Here is an 18,299-nt window from a genome sequence, read left to right as displayed (position 1 = left end):
AGCCAATCATGTTCGATTGGCTTTTTAATAAAACTTAATGGTCGTTGACGAGTTCACGTCCTAGTCTTTTCATGCGCGGTTTATACAGCACATGATAAGTCACACCTAAAATGATCAACCATACTGGACTGACATATAGCGCTTTTAAGGTATCAGGCTCTAATGCCAAGATCACCAAAGTGAAAAGCATGAATGCCAAAACAACATAACTCATCCAAATGCCGCCCGGCATTTTGAATGTAGATTTTTCATGTAATTCAGGACGTAATTTACGATAGCGTAAATAGCACACCATAATGAGACTCCAGACACTAATGAATAGAATCACACAGAGTGAACTTGCTAATGTAAATGCCTCCATTGTGTTTGGAACAAAGTACTGAAGCACTGCCCCGCCCATAATGAAAGTACAAGAGAAAATCAAACCATTTGAAGGGACTGCACGTTTTGATAAACGTCCAAATGCTCCCGGTGCCTGACCGTCTTTTGATAAACCGAACAGCATACGACTGGTTGAAAACACACCGCTGTTCATTGAAGACATGACCGAAGATAGCACCACCAAATTCATAATGATCGCAGAAACTGGAATACCCGCATTTAAGAATAACTCAACAAACGGGCTTTTATCTGCACGAATGTGATCCCACGGTGTTACCGACATCACAATAAATAACGCCAATACATAGAACAAAATAATACGTACCGGAATCGCGTTAATTGCTTTCGGTAAGTTCTTCTGCGGGTCTTTCGTTTCAGCAGCTGTTGTACCAACCAACTCAACCCCGACAAACGCAAAAACGGCAATCTGGAATCCTGCCAAGAAGCCTTCTGTACCTTTCGGGAATAAACCGCCATGTGACCAGACATTACTAATGCTGGCAACAGCGCCTTGCGGAGCTTGGAAATGGCTGAAAATCATATAGCCACCCACACCGATCAGGCCAATAATTGCCAGAATCTTAATAAGGGCAAACCAGAATTCAATTTCACCAAATAGACGTACTGTAAGGAGGTTAAGTCCCATCACAAACAACACACAGCCTGCACTAATCATGGCCTGCTGTATTGGTGAGAAGCTTGCACCATCGGGTAGCCAGAAGCTCAAATAGTTAATGACTGCTGAAAGGTCCGCAATACCGACCAGCACCCAACCTAACCAATAGGTCCAACCCAAATAATAACCGGCCCAAGGACCAATCAGGTCATGAGCCATATCAACAAAAGATTTGTAATGCAGATTTGCAAGGAGTAGTTCACCCATTGCACGCATTAAGAAAAAGAACATGCCTCCAATAATCATATAAATAAAGAGAATTGAAGGACCTGCAAGGGAGATGGTTTTACCTGAACCCATAAATAGGCCGGTTCCAATTGCACCGCCAATTGCAATCAGTTGTAAATGACGGTTAGACAGTTTTCGTTGCAGATGATCGGGAGAATTTTCCGTATCTGAATGACGAGCCGTTGTCATATTAAAATTCCTTTTTGAATTCCTTTGTTAAGATCAGCAACCTATGGCGAAAATTGAACCGTATGCCATAGGTCACTGAATCTGTTCACCAAAAAACGACTGGTTAAACCGTATCTATCTTCCTTCTGTTAGATACATCATCGTTTTTGGAGTAAAGCCGAATTACTTTTGTGCTGCCGTCACGGCAATTTCAATTAACCAATCTGGATTGACCAAATCGGCCTGAATTGTGGCACGCGATGGAGCAACACACCCTTTTAACCAGTCAACCCAAATTGCATTTACGGTTGAAAAGTCAGAAAGATTTTTCAAATAGAGCTGCGCAGAGAGCAAACGAGATTTATCGGTATTGGCTAACGCCAAAAGTTCATCAATTGTTGCAAGAATTTCACGGGTTTGGCCTGCCACATCTTGCTCGGTATTTTTAGGCACCTGACCTGACAAATAAACCACTTTGTTAAAAACAGTCACGGCGCTCATGACTTCGTTAGTGTTAATCTTTTGTATATCTGAATTAGACATTCGGATTTCCTTATACCTGATTAATAAATTGAACACGGGCGGTGACGGCACACATCAATTCATAACCCACCGTACTGGATGAAACTGCAACATCGTCAATAGGTAGAACGACGCCTGTACTTGATTGACCCCAGAGCACCACTTCACTACCAACTTTGGCACTCTCAATGCCCGTTAAATCGACTGCCAACATATCCATACTGACGCGGCCAACTGTACGCGTACGTACAGAGTCCACTAAAACCGGAGTACCTGTTGGCGAAATACGTTGATAACCATCGGCATAGCCGCAAGCCACAATCCCAATCGTCATGGGTTGCTCTGCGACAAAGTTTGAGCCATAACCTACGCTTTCATTCGGCTCCAAATGCTGAACGGAAATAATTTCACTACGTAAACTCATGGTTGGCTGCAAGCCCCAATCCGCAATACTATGGGTCGGGTAATCTGGCGAGCTGCCATAAAGCATGATGCCGCTACGGACATAATCTGATTTGAGCTGGTCTTGATAACGCAGAATTGCCGCACTATTACTTACCGATCTTTCACCCGGTAAATCCTTCACAATTTCTTCAAAGGCAGTAATTTGATAATCAATACCTTGCTGACCAAAACGATCACCATCTGCATCAGAAAAATGCATCATGTGGGTAATCTTGGCGACATTTGCCAAATTATTTAAACGGTCCCAAGCCTGAACATAATGCTGTGGTTTAAAACCAAGACGGTTCATACCACTGTTCATTTTCAAAAAAACATCAAATTGAGCCGGATAAGGATGCTTTTCTAACCACTCGATTTGCGCTTCACTATGAATGGTGAAACTAAGCTGATACTGCACACAATCAAATAAATCTTGAGGAGAAAAAACTCCTTCGAGCAATAAAATCGGGCCTGTCCAACCTAGAGCACGAATTCGTTTTGCTTCATCAAGATCAAGTAAGGCAAAGCCATCTGCTGCTTTAAATGCTTCATAAACACGTTCAATTCCATGTCCATAAGCATTGGCTTTGACAACGGCAAAGACCTTACTGTTTGGCATAGCCTTGCGTACCACCGCCAAGTTATTTTGTAAGGCTTGACGGTGGATCACTGCGGTAATAGGACGAGGCATGATTACTTTCCTAACGTCCGTTAAGCCGCATGTGCGTGTGAATAACGCTGAATTGAAAGGCCATCGGTACTGATATCAGTCTTATGATTCAATACGATGTCACTGATTAATTTTCCTGAACCGCACGCCATGGTCCAACCTAAAGTGCCATGACCTGTATTCAAGAACAGATTTTTAAAGCGAGTCGCACCAATAATTGGAGTACTGTCTGGCGTCATTGGACGTAAACCTGTCCAGAAAGATGCTTGTTCCATATCACCACCCGGGAACAAGTCTTGAGTCACCATTTGCAAGGTTGCACGGCGGTCTTCGTTTAGACCTAAGTTAAAGCCACTTAGCTCAGCCATACCACCTACGCGAATACGTTGATCAAAACGAGTAATCGCGATTTTGTAAGTTTCATCCAGCACTGTAGATTGCGGAGCAAAGGCTGGGTCAACAATAGGAATCGTCAACGAGTAACCTTTTACAGGATATACAGGTAACTGTAGATCAAGCGGTTTCAAGAAATCACGTGAATAGCTACCAAACGCTAGAACATAACGATCTGCAGTTAAAACCTTGCCATTTACCTGTACGCCTTTAATTTGATCGCCTTCGACAATCAATTTTTCTACGTTCTGATTAAACTGGAAATTAACGCCCAACTCTTTAGCAATTTGAGCTAAAGCATTGGTAAATAAATAGCAGTCGCCTGTTTCATCATTTGGTAAGTGTAAACCACCCACGAGTTTATCTTGTGCATTTGCCAAAGCAGGCTCTACACGACCGAGTTCATTAGCATTTAATAATTCGTAGCTTACGCCGCATTCTTCAAGCACGCTAATGTCGCGTTGAACCGCTTCCATTTGTGCTTCTTTACGGAATAGCTGCAAAGTACCTTTGGCGCGGTTTTCGTAGTGAATACCCGTGTCTTTTCTAAGTTCACGTAAGCAGTCACGGCTGTATTCAGCCACACGCATCATACGTTCTTTGTTCACAGCATAACTTTGCGGGTTACAGTTTTTCAGCATTTGCGCCATCCACTGTAATTGCCACATACTGCCATCTAAATTAATCGCAAGCGGTGCATGGTGTTGGAACATCCATTTCACAGCTTTAAAAGGAATTCCTGGTGCTGCCCAAGGGGTCGAATACCCAGGCGAAATTTGACCTGCATTACCAAAACTTGTTTCTTCAGCAGGACCTGACTGGCGATCGAGAACAGTAACCTCGGCTCCTTGTCGAGCCAGATAATAGGCACTTGCCACTCCAATAACGCCGCTACCTAGTACAATTACGCGCATTTCCATTCCCTCACGCACACCAGTTTATTTCACTAGTATATTTCTGCTTCAATAGTTTATTTCACTGTTTTTCAGGCTATAATCTAGGTAAATTTATGTTTTTCTCGCGAGAATTTTAAAAAAAGAGGAAATATCTATGCGCCCCTTAGATCGTATAGATCGCATGATTCTGGATATTTTGCAGCGTGAAGGACGAATTGCGATTAGTGAATTGGCATCAAGAGTCAATCTCTCTACCACCCCCTGTTCAGAGCGTGTAAAGCGCCTTGAGCGCGATGGCATTATCATGGGTTATTACGCACGGCTAAACCCAGCCTACGTAGACCGTAACCTGCTTGTCTTTTTAGAAATTAAGTTATCTGCCAAATCTGGCGATGTATTTGATCAGGTGGCTAGAGATTTAGTTGAGATTCCTGAAGTACTCGAATGTCACCTCATTTCAGGTGAATTTGACTACCTTGTAAAAGCACGTTTAAAAGAAATGAGTGCATACCGCCGCTTGTTAGGAGATCTATTAAAGAAACTTCCTGCTTCGGCATCTTCACACAGTTATGTGGTCATGGAAGAAGTGAAAGAAACTCTATATCTCGATGTGAGCAAGTAAAGCGAGCATTACTGAACTCGCTTTACTCACCTTTTGAAAATTAGAAATATTTTAAAATCGAAATATGCTTGTTTTGATGTTTAAATTTCGAGAACCATTTCACCGCTGGATAGAGTACAAAAGACAACACAATCGTAATTAGCCACAGCATCCACACATGATTGACCGATAAATAATTCCCATAGTTAGCTCCCCACACACTGAGTGCGAACACATACATCAGTTTCAATACATATAAATGCAGTAAATAAAAGAACATCGGCACCGAACCAAACACGACCAATGGTTTTAGAAATGAATATTGCTGCATACGTTCAAAAGCAACTAGCACAAGCAAGCCAATCCCAACATTTAGCAAAATAAACAATAAAGACGGCGGATACTTGGTGAGGTTAAAAAAGCTCATTAACGTTAGTTGTAATGACTCAAAATGTTGCCACGGCTGGTCGCCATAGATATTGATAAGGCGTAATAAAACAAACAACCCAATACTTACTAAACCAAGGCTGAGTAAAGCGCGGCTTCTTTGCTTTGCTGAATATTTTGAACTAAAGAACTGACCTAATACGTAGCCTAATAAAATCACCCCAATCCAAGGTAAAACAGGGTAACTTGTACGAAGCTTGATACCCGCAAACTCAAGCCAGCCACGTTCATGTAAAACGAACCATATATTCTGTAGGATGCCTTGTGAGAAATGCACAGAATCTAGCAAGTTATGCCCAAAAATAATCACCAACGCTACACCAGCAAGAATAGGCAAAGGCAAACTTACACAACAAGCTAGCACCACCATGCTAATACCAATCGCCCAGATCACCTGTAAATAAATGACTTCAGGCGGAAAAGTTGCCGTCCATGCAAAGTTCACAAGGGTAAGCTCTAACACAATTAAAAATAAGCCACGTTTTAATAGAAAGGCACGCGTTTGTTGTAAGTCCTGTTTTTTTGATTGAAATAAAAAAGCAGAAATACCGGTTAAAAGTACAAAAACCGGAGCACAAATATGGGCCAATAATCGACTGCCAAATAAAGCCAGTTCTGTTACTGTTACGTCCATTGGGTCGGTAACCTGTTTATGTAAATAGAAAGTTTCTCTTACATGGTCGAGCAACATAATGATGATCACCAAACCACGCAATGCATCAATCGACTGTAAACGTTCAATATTCTTTTCTAAAGACATAGCAGTAATCAACAAAATAATGTAACGTTATACTATTACATTTAATTCCTTTTGTCTTTTTATGGCTGATTATTTATGCGACACAAATTAGGATTGTTGTCTTCGTTAGGTCTATCATTTATATCGACACTCACTTGGGGAGAAGAAACGTCAACGGTACTTGAGACCATACGTGTTCAGGCTGAAAGTACCCGAGAAGATGTGAGCCAAAATAGCTCGGCAACTAAATTTACTCACGATGTTTTAGATGTCCCTTTTAACCGTGCTTATCTTTCTAAACAAATAATGGAACAGCAAGACGTGCAACGGATTGATGACGCATTAACTTTAGTCAGTGGGGTTTTTCATCAAAATAGCTTTGGTGGTGGTTTTTGGGATAACTACTCATTTCGTGGCTTTAGTACCGACCCCAATTTAGGTGCGGCTATGATCCGTAACGGTTTGAGTGTTAACCGAGGAATTAGCGCTCCAAAAGATGTAGTGAATATTGAATCTTTAGAGTTTTTAAAAGGACCAATGGCGGCGCTATATGGTCGCGGCGAAACAGGAGGTTTGCTGAACCTCAACAGTAAAAAACCACAGTGGGAAAGCGAAAGTGAACTTAACCTACGCGCCAATACCCAAGAACAATATCGCATAAGTCTGGAACACACCGCGCCTATTAACGATGAACTGGCCTATCGTTTAGCAGTGGCTCACGAAGATAATCAAAGCTTTCGTGATCATGTTAGCAGTGAACGCTGGTTCTTTTCACCACAGCTTACATGGAAAATTTCAGACCAAACACAACTCGACTTTGACAGTGAATTTACAGAGCACAAAGGAACCTTTGACCGTGGTGTCAGCACAGTCAATCATCAGTTTGTGATGGACCCGAAAACCTTTACAGGTGAGCCTGACGATGGCGACCTGAAGATAAAAGATTACTTTTACCAATTACGTCTAAGTCACGAGTTTAATCCTGACTGGAAACTAAATAGTGCGGTCAGCTATAAAGACGCCAAAATGGTCGGCTTTGCAACCGAACCTCGGCGTATGCAAGCCGATGGACGTACTTTAGAACGTCAACGTCGCTATCGTGATTATACAAGTGAAGATGTTCTGGCTCAGACAGAGTTACTTGGCAAGATTGATACTTCGTGGGCTCGCCATGAAATTTTACTTTCAACCGAGCTTGGTCAACTCGACTATAAGCAAAACCAGCTTCGTCGCAATCACAGCACAAGCTCAACAAACACAATTGATATCTACCAACCTGAATACGGCAAATATTTACCGAATCTCACTCCGTTTACCGACACCAAAGAGCGCCAGCGTTATTTCGCACTTAATGTACAAGATCAGATCTTTTTCAATGACCAGTGGAGCGTGTTACTCGGTAATCGTTTTGATCAGGTCGAACAAGACTTTAAAAATCATATAAAACAGACCGAGGACAACCAGACACTTCACCAAAATAGTCCACGTTTCGGAGTAAATTTTAAAGCCTCTGAGCAATGGGCGTTTTATACAAACTATGGCCGCTCATTTGCCATGAATAGTGGTATGAACCGAAATGGACAAACCTTCGCTCCTGAAAAAGGCGAAAGCTATGAAGTCGGCACCAAATATAAAATAAACGACCAAAGTGTGCTGAGTCTCGCTCTGTTTAAAATGAAAAAACAGAATGTGCTAACGACAGACCCAATCGACAGTAACTTTCAAACCGCAGCAGGCGAAGTGAGTAGTAAAGGGATTGAGTTTGATTTAAATAGCCAGATCAATGACCGCTGGTTCGTCAATGCCAACTATAGTTATACCGATGCTCAAATTGAAAAAGACCAAGACTTGGCAAAAGGCGCTCGTCTGAGCAATGTTCCAAAACACCAAGGCTCCGTAAGCACCAATTATGAGTTTCTCCAAGACGGTGCAAGAAAAGCGGGTGTAGGTGCCAACCTTACCTATGTCGGTGAGCGCAGCGGGCATAACCTAGATAACGGTTTTAATTTACCGAGTTATACGCTGGTCAATTTAAATGGCTACTATGCACCATCTGACCGTTTACGCTATCAGCTGAATGTAAATAACCTATTTGATAAGACCTACTATGTCTCAAGTTATAGCGATTTATGGGTTCAACCGGGTGAACCATTGAACGCCTCAATTTCGGCACAGTGGAAGTTTTAATTTATCTATAAAATAAAAAAGCCCGAATAGTTTCGGGCTTTTCACTAAAACATACCATTTTCATTAACGAGTGGATCGGGCTGTATTTGCCCAATATCCCAAAACTCCGCAATTTTTCCATTTTCAAAACGGCATATATGAACCACAGCTAAAATTGTTAGCTTGTCATTCATTTGCATTTCCAGTTTCGAATGTACTGCAACTAAAGCACCATCCTCAATGACATGTTGAACTTCAAGAACTTTGTTTGGAGTTTCAATTGCACTTTCACGCATCCCTTCCTTTAAAGAAGTCTTATCACCAGCATAATAAGGATTGTGATGCTTAAAGTTTGGGGCGGTGTAATTGCCGTAGGCTTCATCGACCTCGCCAGCGGCAGCAAGCTCTAAAAAACGTACCGCAATTTCTTTTTGAGATAAGCTCATTGTAGAACCTCCCGGCTATATTTAGGCTTTACTGTAAAATGTCATCATCTTCTTCGTCGAAGACATAAGCCATGCAGCCCCACCCATCATATTCGCCGTTAAATTGCTCAGCGATTGTCGAAAACCACTGCTCCAGATCAACAATATCTGAATACTCTGGTTCCATCGTAACAAAGATGGTAATGATCCATTCATTCGGTTCAACAGAATCATCTTGGAAAAGAGAAATTTTTTGCTCTTGATAGAGTAAATGCATCGCGCATTGCTCTGCATTTTGTTGATCTTGAAATGCAATTGAAAATTCAATTTCATGAAGCTCGGTTAAATCATCCCCGTCTTCAACCATTTGCCAAAGTACATTGCCGTTATCATCATCTGGAAATTGTTCGTAATCGCGGTTCATTAGATTGTCCTTGTTGTTGCTCTATTTGTATTATTCGGCATTAAGAATAACCGACTTTTATTGCAGTTTGGATATGTATTCAGTTGCGAATTGCATCAAATTTTAATTTTTTAAAAAGGCACTTGTGACTCAATCACCACATCTGTTCCCTTCAAAGGATGTTGAAAAGCGAGATATGCAGCGTGTAAAGCCATACGATTCAAATGAAACCGTTTAGGTTCAGGATGATATAACTTGTCCCCCATAATCGGATGCCCAATATGCATCATATGTACACGTAACTGGTGCGAACGCCCTGTCACAGGCTCAAGTAACACTCGACTTTGATCTGTTGTTTCATCATAAACCAATGGTTGAAACAATGTTTTAGCATGTTTGCCTAATTCAAAATGTACAATTTGTCTTGGGCGATTTTCCCAGTCAGTAATGAGAGGAACTTCAACACTGCCCTCTTGTTTTACTTGGCCTTGCACCAAAGCAATATAATGTTTTTTGACTGTTCTGGCCTGAAACATTTTACTTACCGCAACTTCTGCATCGCGATGCTTGGCAAACATAAGTAAACCTGAGGTTGCCATATCTAAACGGTGCGTAACCTTTGCTAAAGGGAACTTTTCCAATACCCTTAAATACGCACTGTCATGATGTTCAGGTAACCGACCCATGACCGACAACAAACCCGCAGGTTTATCAACCACAATTAAATCGTCATCTTCAAATAAAATTGAAAGCGGATCTTGTGGTGGAGCGTAAACAAAGTTGTCGTTTAAAGGCATGGTCGTAGAAACAGCAATGGAGCATGGCGGCAAATCATAAAGAAATTTCAGACCTACCGCAAAATAATCTATAGTGCCCTACTTATGTTCCACGTGAAACTCGGAAAATCTTTATCGTTTTTTATTCATTTCAGCTAAAAGATCGAGCTGAATTTCTTGAATATGTGCAAGTCTTTCCCACTGATGCGATAAAAGATGGTCCATTTTTTCATGTAAATGGCGAATCTCAAGCTCGGCTTTTAAATTAATTTGATAGTCATGTTGGGAACGCAAACGGTCTTTTGCTTCTTGACGGTTTTGACTCATCATAATAATAGGTGCCTGAATTGCAGCTAAACATGACAACACTAAATTCAGCAAAATAAAGGGATAAGGGTCAACGGGACGGACCACCATCACAACCGTATTTAAAACAATCCACCCCGTTAAAAATAAAGCAAAACAAATAAGAAAAGCCCAGCTACCACCAAATGATGCGATTTTATCTGCCAGTTTTTCTCCAAACGTCCAGTTTTGATCAAAATCTGACTCTGTATTTCGGCTAATCAGTTCATGCCGTTGCATACTGCCAATTACTTCATTTTCTAGGTTAGATAACTCACCCTTTTCCGAGCGTAATAGGGACTGCACATATTTAATTCGATAATCTGCCAGATCGGCCCGACAAATAAAGCTTGAGTAACTCCAATCTGGATAGTCTTTTAAAATTTCATCACTAATCACGTTACGGATGACTTCACCAGATACTAAATCTTTTAAAGGAAAGCTCTTTCCACATACGGCGCATTGGCGACACTGATTTTTATTCTCCATATTATCCAGCTCGCAATTAATCATAAGATTAGTATATAAACGATTTTGATTGATCGCATCGTAAATAAAAATAGCGCTCTAACCTAAAATCTGTAAAGTCGCTGAAACTATTTTTCGGTGAGCAGAAATCACAGGCTTCATATAATGAGATTTGAATGTCAGGAGGTAGCGCAGAAAGATTAGGCTTATTCATAAATTATATTCTTGTAAAATATCATTTTTATTATTGAGAATTTTTTAGGGGGTCAAGGGAAAACATCTATGGTTTACTTCAACAATCATAACTTTGTAAGTTATAACCTTGTGCCTATAAACTTTTGATCTATAGCGTCCTAAGCCGAATCGAGACCTTTTGGGTGAGTACACACTAACGTTATACGTTTCGGTGCATGCTACTCTTTTCGATCCCTATCACACCCTTGAGATATAGTTTAGCCAGCAGCCTGCGGGATTGTTTTTCTAAGAAAAGCGAATTTTCACTATTTTTGGGAATTTTTACGCAATTAGTCAAATTTAAAAGAATATATTCCCATTTACCTATAATTAGTTAAATTTAAATTCCACTTTATTTGTATTTTTCGGTTTATTTTACCAATTAAAAAATTTGTAGACCAAATTGGGAACTCTTCCATCAATCTATGTTTAGCCGAATAACTCATGTAAAGCCGACTTATTAATCCCGCTTTTAAGTATTTTTATTCTTTGCGTACTATTCTTAGAGATAACTTTTGCGCTTGAATACATTATAAAAACATATTATAAATTATTTCTAACCAAATGATTGGTTTTTTGGAACTTTATAATGAACAACAATATTATAATTTTTGGTTATGGAACAGGTATTTCCAAAGCCGTAGCACATAAGTTTGGTAAAGAAGGCTATAAAATCGGGTTAGTGGCACGAAACGCCCAAAAACTTGAAAAGGCTATTCTAGAATTTAAGGCACAAGGTATTGAAGCTTACGCTTTTGCATGTGATTTAGCTGTTCTTGAAGATATACCAAATCTTATTAAACGTATTAAAGATCAATTAGGAGAGATTAAAAATATTCATTGGAATGCTTTCCATGATATTGAAGGCAATATTTTAGAAACCCCTCCACTAGAACTTACCAAAAGCTTTCATATTCGCGTGTCGAGCTATATTGCGACGGTACAGGCTTGTTTAGGTGATTTAGAGAAGAACCACGGTAGCATTTTATCGACAAACGGAATTTTTGCTTTCGATGCAGTGGGCATCGACTTGGTTGCCAAAGAGTACTCATCGTTAGCAACTACCGCTGCCGCTCAGTATAAAACTACCAACTTACTTGCTCACAGTCTTGCTGACACAAATGTTTATGTGAGCCAAGTGGTTGTAAATGGTTTCGTAGATGGCAGACCTGAAGCCAAAGATAAAACCTACACGGTACATCCAGAAACGGTTGCGGAGCAGTTCTGGTACTTACACCAACATAAACAAGAAACAGTTTCTCTTTGTGGTGAAGCCATTCAAGCTGCTTAAACTATTTCTAATGAGAGAAAAAGCGTAATAAATTACGCTTTTCTTAACTTTTTAAATTTATTTTTTTCTAAAGCCCACATATATTTCGAGTTTAAATTACCCTTCCCACTTTCTAAAAACCAGACAAGTATTTACGCCACCAAAACCAAAGCTATTACTCATAACTGTTTTGAGTTCAGTTTCTCTGCTTGTTTGAACAATATCGAACTTTTTAGCTTCTTCGCGTAGTTCGGTAATATTAATGCTCGGCGCGATAAAGCTATTTTGCAGCATTAAAATAGAATAAATAGCTTCGTGTACCCCTGCGGCCCCTAAACTATGGCCAGTCATAGACTTGGTCGAACTGAGCGGCGGTACTTTTTCGCCACCAAAAGCTCGCTCTATGGCCAATAGTTCGGGAATGTCCCCTGCCGGCGTTGAAGTGCCATGTGTGTTGATATAGTCGATGGTGTCAGAGCCGTTTTGCTTGGCTTCTGCGAGTGCCAGTTTGATGCAACGAGTCGCCCCCTCGCCACTTGGGGCAACCATATCGACACCGTCACTATTGGCAGCGTACCCAACCACTTCGGCCAAAATTTTTGCTCCGCGCTTTTGGGCATGGCTTAAAGACTCCAAAACCACCATGCCACCGCCGCCAGCAATCACAAAGCCATCGTTATCTACTGAATATGGGCGTGAAGCCGTTTCTGGTGCATCGTTATATTTAGAGCATAATGCGCCCATTGCATCGAATATTGCAGTTTGCGACCAATGGTCTTCTTCGCCGCCACCCGCCAGCATGAGATCCTGTTTGCCAGCGGCAATAAGGTGATATGCATAGCCAATTGCATCGGCTGAAGTCGCGCAGGCACTCGCAACCGATTGAGATACGCCTTTTAAGTTGAAAGCGCGTGATAAGTTAGAGCTAATGGTGCTGGTGAGGTAGCGTGGTGCTAAATCGGGTGATACTTCGCTTGCGCCTTTTTCTTTTAGGGTATGCAACATGTCGATGATAGATGCTGTTGAGGTGCCGCCTGTTCCCCCAATCACGCCATATTTTGGGTTATTGGCAATATCATTTACATCAAGCTTGGCATATTGTAGCGCATCGAGTGCCGAGTTGTAGGCATACATCGCGCAAACGCCCATGTGTTTTTTTAGCTCAGGATCAATATTTTCAAAATTCATTTCGGCAGTGGCGCTCACATGACTTCGAAAGTTTAGTTTTGCATAGACTTCGTTATAGCGAATGCCAGAGCGGCCTGCTTTTAAGGACTCGGTTACTTTCTCTAATGTATTTCCAATACAAGAATTAATTCCCATACCTGTGATGACAACACGTTCCATTCTTATCTCTATAGAAACGACAAAAATAGATCTTAACAATCAAGTTCTTTTTTGAAACTGGCAAAATATTTCTATATTTATTACTTTTTCTCATCGAATATAAATAAAAAGTTAATAATAATGTTTTTATTTTAAAATAATATTTAGTTTTATTATTAAATCAAAAATATTTTAAATATTAAATTGACGTATTTAAAATCACCGATTATTATTCCGTTGCTGGCCTACATTGCCAGACGGTTTTGACAGACCGTAACTCGTAGCGAATTGTAGTTCTACTATAATTCGTTAGACCCTTGCGTCCCCTTTCTTTGCGGTAGGACGGGAGGGGGACGCCCCGCGCGTGCTGGTTCTACGAGTCCAGTCTGTCAACCCCCTTTCGTTCTACCACCCTAAATTAATTCGCGGTAATTCGGTGGTAGAACTCCATTTTTAAGGAGTTGACTATGCCATTTTTCAAAATCATTTTCTCTCTTATTTAACTATTTTATTGATTTAAAATTTGGTTTTTTACGCCCTATTTTTTAAATTTATAGATTATTTTTTATTTTAAAATTTTAATTATTTTATTTTCCTGTATGCATGGGAGGATTAATTATTACCTAAAAAATTATTTTAATTTTTAAACAGATTATATTTTTATTCTACTCATAGATACAAATCATTATGAGAATAACATGACAATTTATACACCTTTTTTGGCTTTAAGTTTTGTTCTAATGAGCTTGGGTATTTCAGGCTGTAACCTCCACACTCAGCAAGAGTTTGAAAAAATTTGCCTATCGGGTGGGCATAGCAAGAACAGTTGCGAATGTATTTACCAGCGACTCGAACAAACCTATTCCCCGAAGCTTATGCAGCGTCTAGAACATGTCAGTTTGCAAAGTCCTGTTCTCCCACGGGACTTTGCCCCTACTTTTTTAAGCACCATGCAGCGGTGTGACAAAAATAGTCTGGGCTAAGCGTTTAGCTCGGCCCCTTTATCTCTGTGTTGCAATGGTTTATTACTTTAAATCAGCGCAAAAAATTAAAGTCTGTTGTGACACAGAGGCCTAAGCCTAATTCAAAATAAATAAACAGCGATCTTGTACGTTTTATCCTACAAACTTTTAAGGATTTTGCGGATTGGCGACACTCTGCTTTTTTCCTAATATGAAGTCATACAGGAACAGGATGTTCCGGAACACAAAACAACAATAATATGTTCAAGCACCAGGAGCGTGAGATACGACAGGAGTCATATCTAATCACCAAATACGAAAAAGCCCGACAGGATGTCGGGCTTTTCTCTATCAAAGATAAATCAATTTGTTTACAATTCAACATTCAATAAATTTTAGGAAAATTTACTAAATGTTGAAATATGTCATTTATGCTGACGAAGCATGGACACAAACTAAACCACTTTATAGATATCATTGTTTTTTTGGTGGGTTTATTTCAACAAGTAGTGAATTCGATAATTTAGAAAAAGAAGTTAAAAAATTAAAGAAGGAATATAAATATACAAAAGAAATCAAATGGGCAAATATCTCTAATCAAGATATTGATTTCTACAATCAACTCATTGACTTAATCTTCCAGTTTTTACAAAAATCTCAAGATAGTAAATATCGACAGTTTTTTATGGATAGAGCTAGGCCTTATGTTGGTGAGCCCTGTTCTAATATTGAAGCACAATTCAAAGTTTACTATCAATTTATAAAACATAGCTTTGGTTTCCAATTTATTGAGGAACCAGCCGAGATTACTATTCGATTAGATAGTCATTCTAGCCATGTACATAAAAAAACTTTAATATCTTTTATTAATGAATTATCTACTCATAATTTAAAATTTAAAATCGAATTCATAAATAGTAAAAAGTCTATACCTTTACAATTATGTGACTTACTTATGGGTTCTGCTGGATATTATGGTAATCGAATCGATTGGGATTTATTACCTGGAAAGACTCGTAGAAGTAAAAACCAAATAATGAAAGCAACATTTGGAAAAAATGTTTATAGCATGCTTAGACAAATTGATAATATTTATAAATCATCACAGGCTTTTAATTGGTTTGAGTCAACTGGAACTGATGGCAACACTTCTAACAGATTTCATCATAAATTAAGGATTTGGAAGTTTATACCACATGAACATATAGAAGATAAAAGATGGGAAAATGACGGATTTAAGAAAAATAGAGTTAGAAAATTAGAACTATAAAATGACAAAGGACATCTTTCGATGTCCTTAATAACAGTATTAACGAGCTTATCATCGCTAATGTAAATACTGGCTCTAAATAAATTCAGAGTCTTCCAAGCCCCTAATGGGTACCATCTAATTATCCTAAAAATTAAAGTATTTAGCAATAGTTTTCTTAACTAATTCAAACGTCTCATCTTCCAAGCTCTTAACAACCCATTCATTTTTATTATCTTTTCTAATTTTTAATCTATCTAAACGCTCTATACAAACAGTAGTTAACATATCACATTTAATCCACGCTTCTTTACCATCAATTGGCCCAGCAATAGGAATATGCATTTCTGACATAGGTTCTGGTTTAGTCGTGCTAATAGGCAAAATAGTTACTAATTTAGCATTTTGGTTATTTTTTTTAATAACTAGAGCAGGCCTATTCTTTACCATTTCAGGCACAATAAAACCTTTAAAGTCACACATAACTATAGTATTTGCCTTTGGTTGAAACTTTAACATTTCTAATTTAGAACCATGAAAAAAAATAATCTTATATTAATAATATCAAATAGTTCCTTCTTTTATAAACTTAAATAATGAAATTATCTTATAAAACAGGAGAGTAATTTTCAAATTTTTATAGATAAGAAAATATACATTTACATACAAAAATATAACTTGTAAATTTAATAACTTTCCTAATATTTATAATAAGTTAATACATTATTTGTACTTTTCTTTCATATCAAAATAACCTACTATAAGCATCACAATTGTGACAATTAAGCAGAATATAACCAAAACCCAAAGTAAGATCCCTCATCTATTAAAACTAAAAAAATATTACTCAAGCTACTTCTCATTGTATGTTTTAACCTACAAACTTTTAGGGATTTTGCGGATTGGCGATGCCCTACTTTTTTCCTAATATGAAGTCATACAGGAACAGGATGTTCCGGAACACAAAACAACAATAATATGTTCAAGCACCAGGAGCGTGAGATACGACAGGAGTCATATCTAATCACCAAATAAGAAAAAGCCCGACAGGAAGTCGGGCTTTTTTATATCTGAATATTAGGAAATATTAGGATTTAAAAATTTCAGGCAAACTATCTACAAGAATATTAGGAATATTGTTTGGATACACAATCTCATCTGTTTGGCTTAGCTCATCAAACGTCCACCAACGGCTTTTACTAATCACAAACTTTTCTTGTTCAGTCCAGTTTGCTGTATTCACTTCTTCATTTTTAATAAAAACAATAAAAAGCCTTTCATCAGAAATCACAACTTCTGCACTAGGTAGCATCATTTCAAAATTGCGTGTTGCCACATGAGTACCTACATTTTGCCTTACTATACCTAACTCTTCATAAAGCTCTCGGCAAGCTGCTTGTTCGAAGGTTTCCCCTTCTTCAAGACCTCCACCTATGGTTGCCCAATGTGATTGTCCAGCTAAGGCATCATTTGTATGAGTGAATTGAAATAAGAGGATTTGATGATTTTCATTAATGACTAATAGTCTTGAAGATTTTCTAATACGCATTTGATTTTTTCTTAAAGCAACAAGATGGCTATTATTCATATTCACTTTGAAAAGTTAAATCATTTCTCTATGTACGTTTTATCCTACAAACTTTTAGGGATTTTGCGGATTGGCGACACTCTGCTTTTTTCCTAATATGAACTCATACAGGAACAGGATGTTCCGGAACATAAAACAACAATAATACGTTCAAGCACCAGGAGCGTGAGATACGACAGGAGTCATATCTAATCACCAAATACAAAAAAGCCCGACAGGATGTCGGGTTTTTTTATGCTTATTAAAAAATGATATTTACACTCACCTATAGCGGGGTATGCGCCTGTTCTTGCTTTTTATGGCGAATCCAACGCACCACCCAAATAACCGCAATCAGCACCACTATTGCAACAAGCGCAGGCACCAGCATAGCTGAAACCGAAAGTAAGATTGCACCAATCCATTCACCTGTCGCAACGACAAAATTACCCAAACCACCTGTGGTTGCAGTTGAAACACCACGTGCAGCGACGGTACTCATTTGCACCACACCTGCCGTGCCACCACCGACAATAATGGCTGCTGCCCAACTGGCAAACTGAGACATTTCTCCACTACTGACCGCCATTGTCGCTAACGTACCCGCGATCATCGCCGCAGGGGTTGCGACTGTGTCTAAGGCATTATCGACCCACGGGATATAGTAGGCTGCGACTTCACACACCGTTGCCACACCTAAAGCCAAACACACCGATGGCAGAGCTAACCAATCAAAGCCTTTTGATGGCTCAAACCAACCCATCATGGTGGCAATGCTCATAACCAGTAGCGGCACAAACACCCGAAAACCGCAGGCAGCGCTCAAGCCCACACCAATACATAAACCCAATATTGTTTCCATAACGGTTTCCTTCTTCATGCCCATCACGGGTCTTGTTATGTAAGTCTTATTTTTAAATTAACAAAAAGCCCCATCGGGTGA

18 protein-coding genes are annotated in these 18,299 nt (G+C 39.3%); 5 read left to right on the top strand and 13 right to left on the bottom strand.

Annotated features, from left to right (window positions below):
• Positions 1–34: 34 nt before the first annotated feature.
• The 4 genes from EGT34_RS11930 to EGT34_RS11915 all read right to left on the bottom strand — a co-directional run bounded on the left by EGT34_RS11930 (position 35) and on the right by EGT34_RS11915 (position 4,396).
• The gene (locus EGT34_RS11930) at positions 35–1,474 is read right to left on the bottom strand and encodes an amino acid permease (protein WP_000205436.1); all 1,440 of its coding nucleotides are present in this window, start codon (positions 1,472–1,474) and stop codon (positions 35–37) included.
• 162 nt (positions 1,475–1,636) lie between these two features.
• Positions 1,637–1,996, bottom strand: coding sequence for a RidA family protein (locus EGT34_RS11925; protein WP_000071347.1), 360 nt, complete (start codon positions 1,994–1,996; stop codon positions 1,637–1,639).
• A 10-nt stretch (positions 1,997–2,006) separates the two neighbouring features.
• Positions 2,007–3,110, bottom strand: coding sequence for an alanine racemase (gene alr / locus EGT34_RS11920; RefSeq protein ID WP_024437050.1), 1,104 nt, complete (start codon positions 3,108–3,110; stop codon positions 2,007–2,009).
• A 20-nt stretch (positions 3,111–3,130) separates the two neighbouring features.
• Entirely contained in the window at positions 3,131–4,396 is a 1,266-nt protein-coding gene (locus EGT34_RS11915) for a D-amino acid dehydrogenase (RefSeq protein ID WP_001263977.1), read from the bottom strand.
• A 136-nt stretch (positions 4,397–4,532) separates the two neighbouring features.
• On the opposite strand from EGT34_RS11915, the gene EGT34_RS11910 reads away from it, so the two are divergent.
• The gene (locus tag EGT34_RS11910) at positions 4,533–5,000 is read left to right on the top strand and encodes an Lrp/AsnC ligand binding domain-containing protein (RefSeq protein WP_001247568.1); all 468 of its coding nucleotides are present in this window, start codon (positions 4,533–4,535) and stop codon (positions 4,998–5,000) included.
• A gap of 40 nt (positions 5,001–5,040) precedes the next feature.
• On the opposite strand, the gene EGT34_RS11905 is transcribed toward EGT34_RS11910, so the two are convergent.
• On the bottom strand, positions 5,041–6,186 hold the full coding sequence (locus EGT34_RS11905) for a DUF1624 domain-containing protein (protein WP_000051092.1): 1,146 nt from the start codon (positions 6,184–6,186) through the stop codon (positions 5,041–5,043).
• A gap of 75 nt (positions 6,187–6,261) precedes the next feature.
• Here EGT34_RS11905 and EGT34_RS11900 point away from each other — a divergent pair, with 75 nt between their 5' ends.
• Entirely contained in the window at positions 6,262–8,352 is a 2,091-nt protein-coding gene (locus tag EGT34_RS11900) for a TonB-dependent receptor (RefSeq protein ID WP_001216151.1), read from the top strand.
• A 44-nt stretch (positions 8,353–8,396) separates the two neighbouring features.
• On the opposite strand, the gene EGT34_RS11895 is transcribed toward EGT34_RS11900, so the two are convergent.
• The 4 genes from EGT34_RS11895 to EGT34_RS11880 form a co-directional block, all read right to left on the bottom strand.
• Positions 8,397–8,777 carry a nuclear transport factor 2 family protein gene (locus tag EGT34_RS11895; RefSeq protein ID WP_000059268.1) on the bottom strand — a complete coding sequence of 127 codons (381 nt, stop codon included), beginning with the start codon at positions 8,775–8,777 and terminating at the stop codon, positions 8,397–8,399.
• 28 nt (positions 8,778–8,805) lie between these two features.
• Positions 8,806–9,180 (bottom strand): ribonuclease E inhibitor RraB, encoded by a 375-nt coding sequence (locus EGT34_RS11890; protein WP_001078192.1) that lies wholly within the window; start codon positions 9,178–9,180, stop codon positions 8,806–8,808.
• A 110-nt stretch (positions 9,181–9,290) separates the two neighbouring features.
• Positions 9,291–9,956 carry an RluA family pseudouridine synthase gene (locus EGT34_RS11885; protein ID WP_001130511.1) on the bottom strand — a complete coding sequence of 222 codons (666 nt, stop codon included), beginning with the start codon at positions 9,954–9,956 and terminating at the stop codon, positions 9,291–9,293.
• Positions 9,957–10,067: 111 nt separating this feature from the next.
• On the bottom strand, positions 10,068–10,769 hold the full coding sequence (locus EGT34_RS11880; RefSeq protein ID WP_000428564.1) for a DUF1003 domain-containing protein: 702 nt from the start codon (positions 10,767–10,769) through the stop codon (positions 10,068–10,070).
• A gap of 802 nt (positions 10,770–11,571) precedes the next feature.
• Between EGT34_RS11880 and EGT34_RS11875 the strand changes: the two genes are divergently transcribed.
• A complete protein-coding gene (locus tag EGT34_RS11875) occupies positions 11,572–12,273 on the top strand; it encodes an SDR family NAD(P)-dependent oxidoreductase (RefSeq protein ID WP_001063511.1) in 702 nt (233 codons plus the stop codon).
• 96 nt (positions 12,274–12,369) lie between these two features.
• On the opposite strand, the gene EGT34_RS11870 is transcribed toward EGT34_RS11875, so the two are convergent.
• Positions 12,370–13,599, bottom strand: a complete 1,230-nt coding sequence (locus EGT34_RS11870; RefSeq protein ID WP_000442897.1) for a beta-ketoacyl synthase N-terminal-like domain-containing protein — start codon at positions 13,597–13,599, stop codon at positions 12,370–12,372.
• A gap of 677 nt (positions 13,600–14,276) precedes the next feature.
• Here EGT34_RS11870 and EGT34_RS11860 point away from each other — a divergent pair.
• Positions 14,277–14,561 carry a hypothetical protein gene (locus tag EGT34_RS11860; protein WP_002040498.1) on the top strand — a complete coding sequence of 95 codons (285 nt, stop codon included), beginning with the start codon at positions 14,277–14,279 and terminating at the stop codon, positions 14,559–14,561.
• A 391-nt stretch (positions 14,562–14,952) separates the two neighbouring features.
• Positions 14,953–15,810: a DUF3800 domain-containing protein gene (locus EGT34_RS11855; protein WP_024437049.1), complete on the top strand. Its 858-nt coding sequence runs from the start codon at positions 14,953–14,955 to the stop codon at positions 15,808–15,810.
• 126 nt (positions 15,811–15,936) lie between these two features.
• On the opposite strand, the gene EGT34_RS11850 is transcribed toward EGT34_RS11855, so the two are convergent.
• The 3 genes from EGT34_RS11850 to EGT34_RS11840 all read right to left on the bottom strand — a co-directional run bounded on the left by EGT34_RS11850 (position 15,937) and on the right by EGT34_RS11840 (position 18,218).
• Positions 15,937–16,308 (bottom strand): type II toxin-antitoxin system PemK/MazF family toxin, encoded by a 372-nt coding sequence (locus tag EGT34_RS11850; RefSeq protein WP_000911538.1) that lies wholly within the window; start codon positions 16,306–16,308, stop codon positions 15,937–15,939.
• 568 nt (positions 16,309–16,876) lie between these two features.
• Positions 16,877–17,377: an NUDIX hydrolase gene (locus EGT34_RS11845; RefSeq protein WP_001065613.1), complete on the bottom strand. Its 501-nt coding sequence runs from the start codon at positions 17,375–17,377 to the stop codon at positions 16,877–16,879.
• Positions 17,378–17,642: 265 nt separating this feature from the next.
• Complete coding sequence (locus tag EGT34_RS11840; protein ID WP_000447792.1) at positions 17,643–18,218, bottom strand: DUF4126 domain-containing protein; 576 nt, start codon at positions 18,216–18,218, stop codon at positions 17,643–17,645.
• Positions 18,219–18,299: the final 81 nt, after the last annotated feature.

Origin of the sequence: Acinetobacter sp. FDAARGOS_558 (genome assembly GCF_003937785.1) — a bacterium.
GTDB classification, from domain to species: domain Bacteria; phylum Pseudomonadota; class Gammaproteobacteria; order Pseudomonadales; family Moraxellaceae; genus Acinetobacter; species Acinetobacter baumannii.
The sequence above is the reverse complement of the archived record's forward strand: the minus strand, read 5'-3'. Positions and strand labels throughout refer to the sequence as shown.

What these genes read in the sequence shown, in the direction of transcription:
- EGT34_RS11930 (WP_000205436.1), bottom strand. Translation starts at nt 1,474, where the DNA reads ATGACAACGGCTCGTCATTCAGATACGGAAAATTCTCCCGATCATCTG.
- EGT34_RS11925 (WP_000071347.1), bottom strand. Translation starts at nt 1,996, where the DNA reads ATGTCTAATTCAGATATACAAAAGATTAACACTAACGAAGTCATGAGC.
- alr (WP_024437050.1), bottom strand. Translation starts at nt 3,110, where the DNA reads ATGCCTCGTCCTATTACCGCAGTGATCCACCGTCAAGCCTTACAAAAT.
- EGT34_RS11915 (WP_001263977.1), bottom strand. Translation starts at nt 4,396, where the DNA reads ATGCGCGTAATTGTACTAGGTAGCGGCGTTATTGGAGTGGCAAGTGCC.
- EGT34_RS11910 (WP_001247568.1), top strand. Translation starts at nt 4,533, where the DNA reads ATGCGCCCCTTAGATCGTATAGATCGCATGATTCTGGATATTTTGCAG.
- EGT34_RS11905 (WP_000051092.1), bottom strand. Translation starts at nt 6,186, where the DNA reads ATGTCTTTAGAAAAGAATATTGAACGTTTACAGTCGATTGATGCATTG.
- EGT34_RS11900 (WP_001216151.1), top strand. Translation starts at nt 6,262, where the DNA reads ATGCGACACAAATTAGGATTGTTGTCTTCGTTAGGTCTATCATTTATA.
- EGT34_RS11895 (WP_000059268.1), bottom strand. Translation starts at nt 8,777, where the DNA reads ATGAGCTTATCTCAAAAAGAAATTGCGGTACGTTTTTTAGAGCTTGCT.
- EGT34_RS11890 (WP_001078192.1), bottom strand. Translation starts at nt 9,180, where the DNA reads ATGAACCGCGATTACGAACAATTTCCAGATGATGATAACGGCAATGTA.
- EGT34_RS11885 (WP_001130511.1), bottom strand. Translation starts at nt 9,956, where the DNA reads ATGCCTTTAAACGACAACTTTGTTTACGCTCCACCACAAGATCCGCTT.
- EGT34_RS11880 (WP_000428564.1), bottom strand. Translation starts at nt 10,769, where the DNA reads ATGGAGAATAAAAATCAGTGTCGCCAATGCGCCGTATGTGGAAAGAGC.
- EGT34_RS11875 (WP_001063511.1), top strand. Translation starts at nt 11,572, where the DNA reads ATGAACAACAATATTATAATTTTTGGTTATGGAACAGGTATTTCCAAA.
- EGT34_RS11870 (WP_000442897.1), bottom strand. Translation starts at nt 13,599, where the DNA reads ATGGAACGTGTTGTCATCACAGGTATGGGAATTAATTCTTGTATTGGA.
- EGT34_RS11860 (WP_002040498.1), top strand. Translation starts at nt 14,277, where the DNA reads ATGACAATTTATACACCTTTTTTGGCTTTAAGTTTTGTTCTAATGAGC.
- EGT34_RS11855 (WP_024437049.1), top strand. Translation starts at nt 14,953, where the DNA reads ATGTTGAAATATGTCATTTATGCTGACGAAGCATGGACACAAACTAAA.
- EGT34_RS11850 (WP_000911538.1), bottom strand. Translation starts at nt 16,308, where the DNA reads ATGTTAAAGTTTCAACCAAAGGCAAATACTATAGTTATGTGTGACTTT.
- EGT34_RS11845 (WP_001065613.1), bottom strand. Translation starts at nt 17,377, where the DNA reads ATGAATAATAGCCATCTTGTTGCTTTAAGAAAAAATCAAATGCGTATT.
- EGT34_RS11840 (WP_000447792.1), bottom strand. Translation starts at nt 18,218, where the DNA reads ATGGAAACAATATTGGGTTTATGTATTGGTGTGGGCTTGAGCGCTGCC.